The following is a 12319-nucleotide window of genomic DNA, read 5'->3' as shown; positions in this document are numbered from 1 at the left end:
CGGGCGTACTACTGGATTCGCTTTCTAGCCTCTCTGTCCTACAAAGTGCCGGGATTTTGCCCATGCACAAAGGTAAAGCAGAGGTGCCCTTCTAAGGCGCAGACGGTACTCCCATCCGCCAGGGGTTTCAAGCTCATGGCGATGGTCGCCGGGCGTCTTTACATCGCAAATCACCGGTGGTTATAAGAACGCATAAAACCGCAACTTAAAGTAAGGACCTAACCCGCGGGAAAACCTCAAATTCCGCCCACGAAAAAGGCGACCCGAGGGCCGCCTTCTTGATTCAAGCCTGACGCTTAAAAATCGTCTACAACCTTGCCATCCTTGACCTTGAACTCGCGGTTCTGCAGGTAAGCGTTACGGATGAAGGTGTATTTGTCGCCGCTGATCAGCTTCTCGGAGGACAGCAAGCTGGCACGTGTGTCGACGATATTCAGGCCGAAGGTGCTGTTGCGCCAGCCGATATCGTTCATGTAGCGGTACGGCTGGGTGTAGCTGTCCACATACTTGGACGGTGCGTCACGCAGGGTGCTTGGGCCCAGCAGTGGCAGCATCACGTAAGGGCCGCTGCCGACGCCCCAGTGGCCGAGCGTCTGGCCGAAGTCTTCGTCGTTGCGTTGCAGCCCCATTTTGGTGCCGACATCAATGAAACCCAGCACGCCGAACGTGGTGTTCATCAGCAGGCGGGCAGTGTCGACGCCAGCCGCGTGGGGCTTGAGTTGCAGCACGTCATTGGCAAAGTTGCCGACGTCACCGATGTTGCGGAAGAAGTTGTGGATCCCGTCCTGCACGAACTGCGGGGTCACGAACTGATAGCCTTGGGCCAATGGCTTGAGGGCGTAGGTGTCAACGGTATCGTTGAAGGTGAAGATAGGACGGTTGACGCTTTCCCATGGATCGTCTTCCGAGGCCGCCTGGGCCACGAAAGGAACCAGCAAAATACTCGCACATACCGATAGCTGAGCTAGACATTGGCTCCAGCGCATAGCTTGAACTCCTTGAATGGTCTGTCATGGGCGCTATGCCCTGAATGAGGCCGTCAGTATATGCCGGAAGTGCCAGATTAGGCAGCCTTGCAGAAATGTCATTCAGCAAATGCACAAAATTCCTACAAATGCCGCAGATGTAACTTGCTTGTCATCCGCGTTCGATAGCGTCACTGCTATTTCAGGGACGTCGAAATGCCACACGCCGAAATTGTTACTGCCAGCGCCCCCTCCCTGACGGCCGTACTGTTCGGGCTTAGTGGCTGCCTGGTGGACTTTGGTTCCCAGGCCCGCGCCGATTCCGCGCCTTCAAGCGATACCCATGCCACTGTCGGCGCCCTGAAGATTCTGCGCAGCCTCGAAGAACAGGGCGTGCCTTGTGCATGGCTGGATGAGCTGCCGGCGTCCGTTTCCAAGCCCCTGGCCGCCGGGCTACCCCGCTGGATCAAGGCCACCAAGCCCTCCTCCACCCGCTGGCCGGCGCCCCACGCCTGCTGGCAGGCCTTGATGGAACTGAATATCGAACGCCTGGAAGGCTGCGTCCTGGTCAGCGGCGAGCCGCGTCTGCTGCAATCGGGGCTCAACGCCGGGCTATGGACCATCGGCCTGGCGTCCTGCGGCTCACTGTGCGGGCTGTCCCCGGAGCAATGGCAAGCACTTACCGAGAAGGAACGCGAGCACAAGCGCGCCAAAGCCACCGTCGCGCTCTATGGCCTGGGCGTGCATTCGGTGATTGACCACCTTGGCGAACTGCACACCTGCCTGGCCGACATCAGCCTGCGCCAGCTCAAAGGCGAGAAGCCCTGATCGAGATCATGCACAGTCGGCGCCAGTGGATTAATCTACAGGTCAGCCCGTAGACCTTTCACGGCGTGCCGCGGTCTATGCCAGTGCCTATCGATAAAAGGAAGAACGCCATGCCTGCCCGCGAACAACTGCAAGAACAGGTCAAAATTTTGCGCGAGCAATTGGATCAGAATCCAGAAATGCCACTCGAAAAGCGCGAAGAGCTGCAAACATTGATCGCTGAACTGGAAGTTCAGGAGCCGCTGGAAGGTGCTATCCAGGACCCAAGTATCGCCGACGGTGTGAACCTGGCAGTAGAACGCTTCGAACTGGACCACCCGGGCATTGCCGGGACCTTGCGCAATATTGTGGTGACCCTGGGTAACATCGGGATTTAATAGCCGGACACCTATCAAATGTGGGAGCGGGCTTGCTCGCGAATGCGGTCCGTCAGCTGATACACAGGCTGGCTGATACACCGCTTTCGCGAGCACGCCCGCTCCCACATTTATTTTTCGTGAAGGCTACTGACGAGCCAGGCGCAGGTTCTGGAACTGCAGCTCTTCAGTGCTGCGATACGGGTTGATATCCAGCCCGCCACGCCGCACATACCGCGCATACACCGTCAGCTTTTCCGGCTTGAGCAGGCGCTGCAGGTCGAGAAAGATCCGCTCCACGCACTGTTCATGGAAGTCCGAGTGCTGGCGGAAGCTCACCAGGTATTCCAGCAGGCTGGCGTGATCCAGCGCCGCGCCGCGGTACTCCACCGCCACGCTGCCCCAGTCAGGCTGGCTGGTCACCGGGCAGTTGGACTTGAGCAGATGGCTGTGGACGCTCTCCTCCACCACGCGCGAATCGTCGCAACGCAGCAGCTCCGGACGCGGGTGCTCATAGTTGCTGACGGCAATGTCCAGGTCATCAATGCACACACCCGGCAACGCGACCACGCCTTCGGCTTCAACCTCGCCCAGGCTGCGGATGCGCACGCCAACCGGCTTGCCGGCAGCGGCACTCAGGTCGGTGCGCAAGGTGGCCTCAAGGCTCTGCACATCGACAAACGCGGTCTGGTTCAGCGAGTTGAGGTACAGCTTGAACGACTTCGACTCAATGATGTTCGGCGAGTCGGCCGGGATGCTGAATTCACCGATGGCCACCACGGGCTTGCCGGAGGGCAACAGCCAGGACAGTTCGAAGCAGTTCCAGAAATCCACGCCTTTATACGGCAGGGTCTCGGCGCTCAGGCCCAGCTCGGCCCACTTGGCGGCGCGGGGAATGGGGAACAGCAACGACGGGGTGTAGGTGGAGATGTATTCACTGGACTTGCCCAGCGGCGAATGTTCGGCTGCGGGATGCATGGCGGAAACCTGGCTAAATAAACGCGGCTATTCTACCCGCCTTTGCATCCCAGTGGCTTACTGGCTGACCGTCAGCTTGCCCACCATGCCCGCCTGATAGTGGCCGGGGATGTTGCAGGCAAACTCCAGGCCGGTGGCCTTACTGAAGGTCCAGGTCAGTTCAGCGGTCTTGCCCGGTTCTACCAACACACTGTTGGGGTCGTCGTGTTTCATGCCGCCCATGTCGCCGTGGCCCATCGCACTGTGGTCCATTTTGCCCATGCCGGTAGCCGTCAGCATGCCGCTGGCCTGCATCTTGAGCATTTCTTGCTGATGCGCGGCGTGCATCGCAGCGTCACCGAGGTTGAACTCGTGGAGCAGTTGGCCTTTATTGATCAATACGAAGCGCACAGTCTCACCGGCTTTTACATCGATGGCCTTGGGCGAAAAGGAAATGTCCTGCAGTACCACTTCCACGGTGCGCGTGGCCTTGGCAGCGGGTGCAGCCTCACCGAAAGCGAAGGTTTCAGCCGGAGATGCCAGTACCGGAAAACTCAGCGCCATCAGGCAGCCCGTCAACAGCCAGGATTTACGCAAAAACATGGTCACACTCCAAAGGTTCGGAATCAGTCTGTGGGACACTTTACGAACGCGCCGCTGCCAGCCAGCTGACGGCCAGATTACAACTTTGTCAGCTTGAGCCTGCCACGGGACCTGCGATGTATAAAGCCTGTGTTCCCGTAAACCATGAGCCGCCCATGAAACTGCTGATCGTCGAAGACCAACCGAAAACCGGCCACTACCTGCGCCAGGGCCTGGCCGAGGCCGGGTTCAACACCGAACTGGTGGCCGACGGCACCACCGGCCAGCACCTGGCGCTGACAGGTGACTACGACCTGTTGATCCTCGATGTGATGCTGCCGGGTCGCGATGGCTGGCAGATCCTCCAGGCCGTCCGCAACGCCGGGCTCGACATCCCGGTACTGTTTCTTACCGCGCGAGACGCGGTGGAAGACCGGGTGCATGGCCTGGAGCTGGGCGCCGACGATTACCTCGTCAAGCCCTTCGCCTTCTCCGAACTGCTGGCCCGGGTGCGCAGCCTGTTGCGCCGTGGCAGCAGCCCGCCTCAGGAAACCAGCCTGCAACTGGCCGACCTGCGCATGGACCTGATCCGTCGCCGGGTAGAGCGCGACGGCCAGCGCATTGACCTCACGGCCAAGGAGTTTTCCCTGCTGGAACTGCTGCTGCGCCGTCAGGGCGAAGTACTGCCCAAGTCGCTGATTGCCTCTCAGGTGTGGGACATGAACTTCGACAGCGACACCAACATCATCGAAGTCGCGATCCGCCGCCTGCGCCTGAAGGTCGACGATAACTTCCCCAACAAGTTGATCCATACCGTGCGCGGTATGGGCTACGTGCTTGAGGAGCGGTTCGCTTGATGAAACGGATTTCCCTGACCAGCCGCCTGGCGCTGCTGTTTGCTGGCTGTACCGCCGCGGTTTCATTGCTGGCAGGCGTGCTGTTCAATCATGCCAGCGAGGCGCACTTTATCGAGTTGGACCAGCAACTGCTCGACGGCAAGCTGATAGCGCTGCGCAGCACATTGCAAGGTGCCGACACGCCCGAACGATTTGCCTTACGAGAAACAACGCTGCGAGAGGAACTCAATCGCCAGCCCGACCTGGCCCTGCGCATCACCGCCGGCGATCAGCGCTGGTTCGACGGCGCTCCCGGCATCACCCTGCCCCAGGCGCCTGGCCTGTACAGCGTGCAGAACGCCGGAACCGATTACCGCGTGTACAACGCGCCGCTGACGCCTGGTAACGCTGACTCTCCACGACTGACGCTGATGCTCGACATCACCCACCACCAACATTTCCTGCAACGCATGCAGCATCTGATCTGGCTGACCGTCGGTCTCTCCGCCCTGGCCACTGCCCTGCTCGGTGCCTGGGCCGCCCGCAGCGGGTTGCGGCCATTGCGGCGTATGAGCGAAGTCGCCAGCGGCGTGTCTGCCCACTCCCTGACCCAGCGCCTGCCCCAGGAACAAATGCCCGTCGAACTGGCGGAACTGGCCCAGTCCTTCAACGCGATGCTGGGTCGACTGGACGATGCCTTCCAGCGGCTCTCGGCATTTTCTGCCGACATCGCCCATGAACTGCGCACGCCACTGTCGAACTTGCTGACACAGACCCAAGTCATCCTCACGCAACCACGGGCGCTGGAGGACTACCGCGAGGCCCTGCACAGCAACCTCGAGGAACTGCAATGGATGGCGCAGTTGGTCAACGACATGTTGTACCTGGCCAAGGCCGACCATGGCCTGCTGGCGCCCAAGCGCGAAACCCTGGTGCTGGCGAACGAAGTGGATGCATTGCTGGAGTTTTTCGCGCCGCTGGCGGAGGACATCCAGGTGCGGTTGGTTCGGGAAGGTGGCGCCAACACTTCAGGTGACCGCAGCATGTTGCGCCGGGCGATTTCCAATCTGCTGGATAACGCGTTGCGGTTCACGCCACCGGGTGGTGACGTCAGCGTGAGGATTATCGAAGGTATAAAAGGCGTGACGTTGAGTGTGGAAAACACCGGGGAAGGTATTCCAGAGGCGTTGCTGCCGAGATTGTTTGACCGGTTTTACCGGGCAGATACCGCGCGGCATGAAGGGAGCAGCGAGCATGCGGGCCTGGGGTTGGCGATTACCCAGTCGATTGTGCGAGCCCATGGAGGGCGGATTTTCTGTGAGTCGGGGGCGGGGTGGACGCGGTTTGTGATGGAATTGCCGCAAAGGCATTGATGCAAGCTGTACCGGCCTCATCGCGGGCAAGCCCGGCTCCCACATTAGACTGAGTTGTTCTGACGAACGCGGTCAAATGTGGGAGCTGGCTTGCCTGCGATAGCGGTCTTAAGAATTACGAATACCTGAGGGCATGCGCCGGCTCAATCTTCGCCGCCCGATACGCCGGATAGATCGTCGCCAAAAAGCTCAACACAAACCCTGCCGAGCAGATCAGCAACACATCCCCACCCTGCAACTCCGAAGGCAGGTTGCTGACGAAATACACGTCCGAACTGAAGATATGCTGCCCGGTCACCCGTTCCAGCCAACCCACCAGTTCACTGACGTTCAGCGCGGCGATCACGCCCAGGATGCCGCCGATCAAGGTACCGACGATCCCGATCACCGTGCCCTGCACCATAAAGATCGCCATGATCTGCCGGGGCGTGGCGCCGATGGTGCGCAGGATCGCAATGTCGGCGCCCTTGTCGTTCACCACCATGATCAAGGTCGCGATGATGTTGAACGCTGCCACGGCAACGATCATCAGCAACAGCAGGCCAATCATGGTTTTTTCCATCTTCATCGCGCTGAACAGGCTGCCCTGGGTGTGGGTCCAGTCGTCGGCCTTGTAGTCGGTGCCGAGGCTGGCGGCGATATCCGCCGAGACCTTGGGTGCGGCATACAAGTCTTTCACTGCCAGGCGCACGCTTTGTACCTGGTTCGGTTCCCAATGCTGAATCTCTGCAGCGTCGGCCATGTGGATCAGGGCCATGGAGCCGTCCAGCTCAGCGCCGACCTTGAACACACCCACCACGTTCAAGCGCTGCATGCGCGGGGTGATACCACCCGGCGCGCTACTGATTTCCGGCACGATCAGGGTCAGCTTGTCGCCGACGTTCAGGCGGAAACGCCGGGCGGTGATCTCGCCGATCACCACACCGAACTCGCCCGGTTTCAGGTCTTCAAGGTGGCCCTGGACAATGTGCTGGGCCACGATCGACACCTTGCCTTCCTGGGCCGGGTCAACACCACTGATCTCGATCGGCTGCATCGCGCCCTTGTAGGAGAGCATGCCGTCCATCTGTGTGAACGGTACGGCAGCGGTGACTTCCGGATTCTTCATCGCCGCATCCGCCACCGGCTGCCAGTCGCTGATGGGCTTCACGCCAACGATGGTCGCGTGAGGCACCATACCGAGGATGCGTGAGCTCATTTCCCGCTGGAAACCGTTCATTACCGACAACACCACGATCATCGCCAGCACGCCCAGGGCGAGGCCGATCATCGAGGTCATCGAGATAAACGAAACAAAACGGTTGCGGCGCTTGGCGCGGGTATAGCGCGTGCCGATGAAAATCGATAACGGTCTGAACATTCGCGGGCACCGTTGAAAAAATAGAAAACCCGGCGCCGGGCGCCGGGCTTGGAACAGGTCAGATGGCGACCAGATGACCTTCCTGCAGGTGCAGCACACGGTCCATCTGGCGGGCCATGCTCATGTCATGGGTCACCACCAGGAACGCGGTGCGCATCTGGGTGCTCAGTTCCAGCATCAAGTCCTTGATGCCCTGGGCGGTGTGGGAGTCGAGGTTGCCGGTGGGCTCGTCGAGCATCACCAGGCCCGGGTTGTTGACCAGGGCACGGGCAATTGCCACACGCTGGCGCTCGCCGCCGGACAATTCAGCCGGTTTGTGCTCCAGGCGATGGCCCAGGCCGACCCGCTCCAGCAACGCCTTGGCACGCTGACGCGCCTCGGGAATCGCGGTCTTGCCGATCAACAGCGGCATGCAGACGTTTTCCAGGGCGGTGAACTCGGGCAGCAAGTGGTGGAACTGGTACACGAAACCCAGCGAACGGTTGCGCAACTGGCCACGGGCCTTCTCGCCCAGGGCCGACAGTTCTTCGCCGGCCAGCCAGACGCTGCCCTGGGACGGCGTATCAAGGCCGCCCAACAGGTTCAGCAAGGTACTTTTACCGGAACCGGAACTGCCGACGATCGCCACGCGCTCGCCCGGGTGCAGTTCCAGTTGCAGGTTGGACAGCACCACCACGGATTCCGGGCCTTCCTCGTAGGATTTGCCCAGGTTGCGGCAGCTCAGGATTGCTTTTTCACTCATGCCCGATTCACTCATAACGTAAAGCCTGCGCCGGCTGGGTACGTGCCGCGCGCCAGGCTGGATACAGGGTGGCAAGGAAACTCAGGACCAACGCAGCGGCGCCGACCATCAACACGTCCTGGCTCTGCACCTGGGACGGCAAGTAGTCGATGAAGTAGACGTCGGAGTTCAAGAATTTGTGGCCGATCAACACTTCCAGCCCGGCGATGGCGGCACTCACGTTCAACGCGGCGAGAATGCCGACCGCGGTGCCGATCAAGGTACCGACCACGCCGATCACCGTGCCCTGGACCATGAAGATCGCCATGATCTGCCCCGGCGTGGCGCCAAGGGTGCGCAGGATCGCGATATCGCCCTTCTTGTCATTCACCACCATTACCAGGGTGGAAATGATGTTGAAGGCGGCGACGGCGACGATCAGCAGCAACAGCAGGCCGATCATGGCTTTTTCCATGCGGATGGCCTGGTACAGGTTGCCGTGGGTACGGGTCCAGTCGCGGGCGTAGTACTGGTTTTCACCCAGGTGCTGGGCAATTTCCCACGAGGTACGCGGCGCGTCGAACAGGTCGTTGAACTTGAGGCGCAGGCCCTGCACTTGATCCGGCTTCCAGCGATGCAGGCGGGCCAGGTCGGTCAGGTTGGTGAGGCCCAGGTAGCCGTCGATCTCACCGGCGCCGACATGGAAGATGCCGACCACGGTGAAGCGCTTCATACGCGGGAACATGCCGGCCGGGGTCACGGTGACTTCCGGCGCGACGAAGGTCAGCTTGTCGCCGATGCCCACGCCGAGCTTGGCCGCGGCCTTGTCGCCGATAGCGATGCCAAAGCTGCCGGGCGACAAGTCGTCCAGTTTGCCCTGTTGCATGAAGTTATCGATGATCGAGACGTTGCGTTCCTGCGCCGGGTCGATGGCATTGAGCAGGACTTTCTGCACCTTGCCGTCGTTGGTCAACAGGCCCTGCATCTGGGTGAAGGGCGCAACCGCCAGCACTTTGGGGTTCTGCTTGACCTTGGCGGCCAGGCTTTGCCAGTCGCTGATGGGCTCACCCGACTCGATGGTCGCGTGGGGCACCATGCCCAGCACGCGGGTGCGCATCTCATGATCGAAGCCATTCATCACCGACAGCACCACGATCATCACGACAACGCCAAGGGCGAGCCCGATCATCGAGGTCAAGGAAATGAACGACACAAAATGATTGCGACGTTTTGCACGGGTATAACGCGTGCCAATAAATACGAAGAGAGGTCTGAACATGTCGGGGCTTGTTCGGAGGAAAAGAAGACGTCCTTGTGGCGGGGTCAGGTAAGCAGCTTTACACTCAGACCATCACCGCTGCCTTGGGTTCGCCATGTCGACATTAGATGAAGAAGATCGCCGCGAATACTACCGTATCGAGGACATGATCGCACTGGAAATTACCCCGCTGTCGGGCCCGGAAGCGCTGAGCAAGGAAGTGTTGCTGGATGATTCGCCGCTGTTCAATCTGCTCAGCGAATTGCACCTGAGTGAATTTGAATCCCAGCACCTGCTGCGCCAGATCGGCGAGCGGGACCGCACCCTGGCCGCCTTCCTCAAAGTGCAGAACAAACGCATGGATTTGCTCAGCCAGATCATGGCGCAAAGCCTGCTGGGCGAGATCGGCACGCCGCAGCCCGTGGTCATTTCCGAAGGCGGCATCGAATTCCTGAACCCCACGGCGATCCAGCCCGACAGCCACCTGGCGGTCAAGCTGGTGCTGATGCCACAAGCCCTCGGCCTGTTGCTGAGGGCCAAGGTCACCCATTGCGACGCCAAGACCGGCGGCTTTGAAATCGGCACGGAATTCGAAGCGATGACCGATGCCCAACGCCAGTTGCTGGCGCGCTATATCCTGCAGAAACAGGCCCAGGAACGGCGCCTGGCGCGGGAAAAAAGCGACGAATCCGACACCTGAATACGAACACCGAATGGCGCGTCGCGTCATCCATCCAGCCAGCAATCCTGGCGTAAAGGAGCAACTGTGACCCTGATTTATGGCCACCGCGGTGCCAAAGGCGAAGCACCGGAAAACACCCTGACCAGCTTCCAGGAATGCCTCAAGCACGGCGTGCGCCGTTGCGAACTGGATTTGCACCTGTCCATGGACGGTGAGCTGATGGTCATTCACGACCCGACGCTCAAGCGCACCACCGACCGGCGCGGCAAGGTCGTCGAGTATTCAGCCGCCGACCTGGTGAAGATGGACGCGCGCAAAGGCGGCCCGGGCTGGGTCACCCCCTGCCCGATCCCACGCCTGGAAGAGTTGTTCGAACAGTGCGACTTCGACCACTGGCAACTGGAAGTCAAAAGCGCATCGCGCACCCGCGCGGCAACCACCGTGCTGGCGATCCGTGAAATGGCTCAGCGTTTCGGGCTGATGGACAAGGTCACCGTGACCTCAAGCTCGCGGGAAGTGTTGAAGGCAGCGCTGGACCTCACTCCGGACCTGTCCCGCGGACTGGTAGCCGAATACGCCTGGCTTGACCCGTTGAAGGTCGCGGCCAACTATGGCTGTGAGATTCTGGCGTTGAACTGGACGTTGTGCACCCCTGAGCGCCTGGAAAAAGCCCAGCGCCAGGGGTTGCACGTGTCCGTGTGGACGGTCAACGAACCCGCGCTGATGCGCAGGCTCGCCGACTTCGGCGTAGATAGCCTGATTACAGACTTTCCCGGTTTGGCCACTGCCACCCTCGGGAATTACTGAAATCGGTCTCCCCGGCCGGCTCAGGCCACCGGCCGGAGCCGCTCAAAAAAGCCGGTTGAGGCCGTCGTAGGCCGCTACCCGATAGGCTTCAGCCATGGTCGGGTAGTTGAACGTGGTGTTGACGAAATACTTGAGGGTATTTTGCTCACCCGGCTGGCTCATGATTGCCTGGCCGATGTGCACGATCTCCGACGCTTGATAGCCGAAGCAATGCACGCCGAGCACTTCCAGGGTCTCGCGGTGGAACAGGATCTTCAGCATGCCTTGGGGCTCACCGGCGATCTGCGCCCGCGCCATGCTCTTGAAGAACGCCTTGCCGACTTCATAAGGCACCTTGGCCTTGGTCAGTTCATGCTCGTTCTTGCCGATCGAGCTGATCTCGGGAATCGTGTAGATCCCGGTCGGCACGTCGTTGACGTAGCGCCAGCTGCCGTTGTCGACAATGCTGCCAGCGGCCGAGCGGCCCTGGTCGTGGGCGGCACTGGCCAGGCTCGGCCAGCCGATCACGTCACCGGCGCCGTAGATGTTCGGTACGCAGGTGCGATAGTTCTCGTCGACTTCGATCTGGCCACGGCTGTTGACCTTGACCCCGATGTTTTCCATGCCCAGCTTGTCGGTGTTGCCAGTACGGCCGTTGCACCAGAGCAAGGCGTCGGCCTTGATCTTCTTGCCGGACTTGAGGTGCAGGATCACGCCGTTGTCCAGGCCTTCGACCCGCTCGTACTCTTCGTTGTGGCGCACGGTGATGTTGTTGTTACTGAAGTGGTAACTCAACGCCTGGGAAATTTCCGAGTCGAGGAAACTCAGCAACTGGTCGCGGTTATCCACCAGCTCGACCAATACACCCAGGCCGCTGAAGATCGAGGCGTATTCACAGCCGATCACGCCGGCGCCATAGATGATCAATTTGCGCGGGGTGTGGCCCAGGCTGAGGATGGTGTCGCTATCGTAGATACGCGGGTGGTGGAAATCGATATCCGCCGGGCGATACGGACGCGAGCCGGTGGCAATGATGATGTGCTTGGCTACCAGCTTCTCGACCACGCCGTTGGCGCAGACCACTTCGACGGTTTGCTCGTCGGCGAAGCTGCCGGTGCCGAAGAACAGGTCGACGCGGTTACGGGCATAGAAGCCGGTACGCGAGGCCACCTGTTTGGAAATGACTTTTTCAGCGCTCTTGAGCACGTCCGGGAACGAGAACCAGCGCGGCTCACCAATGGCCCGGAACATCGGGTTGGTGTTGAACTGCATGATCTGGCGCACCGAGTGACGCAAGGCCTTGGACGGGATGGTACCCAGGTGGGTGCAGTTACCGCCGACCTGGCGACGGCTATCGACCATCGCCACCTTGCGCCCTGCTTTGGCGGCGTTCATCGCCGCACCTTCTCCAGCTGGGCCGGAACCCAGTACCACCACGTCGTAGTTGTAGACAGCCATGCGTACTCCTCAGAACAGGCCAGGGCGCACGGTTGGACGCCTGGCTAAATCATGCCGCGGCCAGCGGTCATGAAGGATCAATGTGGCTCAAGTGTGTGAGCCGGGGCACAGTCTATAGAACGCTCAACGTCGCGCACATTAACCCTTGGTCGCGTCG

General features: G+C 60.5%; 13 protein-coding genes. 6 read left to right on the top strand and 7 right to left on the bottom strand.

Annotation, left to right across the window (positions count from 1 at the left end):
* Positions 1-296 precede the first annotated feature (296 nt).
* Positions 297-986, bottom strand: a complete 690-nt coding sequence (locus tag LIY45_RS02085) for a VacJ family lipoprotein (protein ID WP_226475144.1) — start codon at positions 984-986, stop codon at positions 297-299.
* A 195-nt stretch (positions 987-1181) separates the two neighbouring features.
* Between LIY45_RS02085 and LIY45_RS02080 the strand changes: the two genes are divergently transcribed.
* Together LIY45_RS02080 and LIY45_RS02075 are read left to right on the top strand one after the other, a co-directional pair.
* Entirely contained in the window at positions 1182-1793 is a 612-nt protein-coding gene (locus LIY45_RS02080) for a hypothetical protein (protein WP_017477219.1), read from the top strand.
* Positions 1794-1903: 110 nt separating this feature from the next.
* Positions 1904-2170, top strand: a complete 267-nt coding sequence (locus LIY45_RS02075) for a DUF4404 family protein (RefSeq protein ID WP_003218929.1) — start codon at positions 1904-1906, stop codon at positions 2168-2170.
* A gap of 126 nt (positions 2171-2296) precedes the next feature.
* On the opposite strand, the gene queF is transcribed toward LIY45_RS02075, so the two are convergent.
* Entirely contained in the window at positions 2297-3127 is an 831-nt protein-coding gene (gene queF, locus LIY45_RS02070; protein ID WP_226475143.1) for an NADPH-dependent 7-cyano-7-deazaguanine reductase QueF, read from the bottom strand.
* Between the two features lie 57 nt (positions 3128-3184).
* Complete coding sequence (locus tag LIY45_RS02065; protein WP_226475142.1) at positions 3185-3709, bottom strand: cupredoxin family protein; 525 nt, start codon at positions 3707-3709, stop codon at positions 3185-3187.
* Positions 3710-3864: 155 nt separating this feature from the next.
* On the opposite strand from LIY45_RS02065, the gene LIY45_RS02060 reads away from it, so the two are divergent.
* Together LIY45_RS02060 and LIY45_RS02055 are read left to right on the top strand one after the other, a co-directional pair.
* Positions 3865-4545, top strand: a complete 681-nt coding sequence (locus LIY45_RS02060) for a heavy metal response regulator transcription factor (RefSeq protein ID WP_226475141.1) — start codon at positions 3865-3867, stop codon at positions 4543-4545.
* Positions 4545-5897 carry a heavy metal sensor histidine kinase gene (locus LIY45_RS02055; RefSeq protein WP_275948691.1) on the top strand — a complete coding sequence of 451 codons (1353 nt, stop codon included), beginning with the start codon at positions 4545-4547 and terminating at the stop codon, positions 5895-5897. The genes LIY45_RS02060 and LIY45_RS02055 overlap by 1 nt, the downstream gene beginning before the upstream one ends.
* 115 nt (positions 5898-6012) lie before the next feature.
* Here LIY45_RS02055 and LIY45_RS02050 read toward each other — a convergent pair whose 3' ends face one another.
* From LIY45_RS02050 to LIY45_RS02040, 3 genes are read right to left on the bottom strand one after another with little or no spacing between them, the layout of a single operon-like run.
* Positions 6013-7257: a lipoprotein-releasing ABC transporter permease subunit gene (locus tag LIY45_RS02050; protein ID WP_226475139.1), complete on the bottom strand. Its 1245-nt coding sequence runs from the start codon at positions 7255-7257 to the stop codon at positions 6013-6015.
* Positions 7258-7315: 58 nt separating this feature from the next.
* Positions 7316-7999 carry a lipoprotein-releasing ABC transporter ATP-binding protein LolD gene (gene lolD / locus LIY45_RS02045; protein ID WP_017477213.1) on the bottom strand — a complete coding sequence of 228 codons (684 nt, stop codon included), beginning with the start codon at positions 7997-7999 and terminating at the stop codon, positions 7316-7318.
* A 7-nt stretch (positions 8000-8006) separates the two neighbouring features.
* Positions 8007-9257, bottom strand: coding sequence for a lipoprotein-releasing ABC transporter permease subunit (locus LIY45_RS02040; protein WP_063032243.1), 1251 nt, complete (start codon positions 9255-9257; stop codon positions 8007-8009).
* A 94-nt stretch (positions 9258-9351) separates the two neighbouring features.
* Here LIY45_RS02040 and LIY45_RS02035 point away from each other — a divergent pair, with 94 nt between their 5' ends.
* Together LIY45_RS02035 and LIY45_RS02030 are read left to right on the top strand one after the other, a co-directional pair.
* Entirely contained in the window at positions 9352-9936 is a 585-nt protein-coding gene (locus tag LIY45_RS02035) for a PilZ domain-containing protein (RefSeq protein ID WP_003218944.1), read from the top strand.
* A gap of 66 nt (positions 9937-10002) precedes the next feature.
* Positions 10003-10725 carry a glycerophosphodiester phosphodiesterase gene (locus LIY45_RS02030; RefSeq protein WP_010176343.1) on the top strand — a complete coding sequence of 241 codons (723 nt, stop codon included), beginning with the start codon at positions 10003-10005 and terminating at the stop codon, positions 10723-10725.
* A 42-nt stretch (positions 10726-10767) separates the two neighbouring features.
* Here the strand turns inward: LIY45_RS02030 and sthA are convergent, their stop codons facing one another.
* The gene (gene sthA / locus LIY45_RS02025; RefSeq protein WP_017477210.1) at positions 10768-12162 is read right to left on the bottom strand and encodes a Si-specific NAD(P)(+) transhydrogenase; all 1395 of its coding nucleotides are present in this window, start codon (positions 12160-12162) and stop codon (positions 10768-10770) included.
* Positions 12163-12319: the final 157 nt, after the last annotated feature.

Source organism: Pseudomonas sp. MWU16-30323, from assembly GCF_020515595.1.
Lineage (GTDB): Bacteria > Pseudomonadota > Gammaproteobacteria > Pseudomonadales > Pseudomonadaceae > Aquipseudomonas > Aquipseudomonas yamanorum.
The sequence above is the reverse complement of the archived record's forward strand: the minus strand, read 5'-3'. Positions and strand labels throughout refer to the sequence as shown.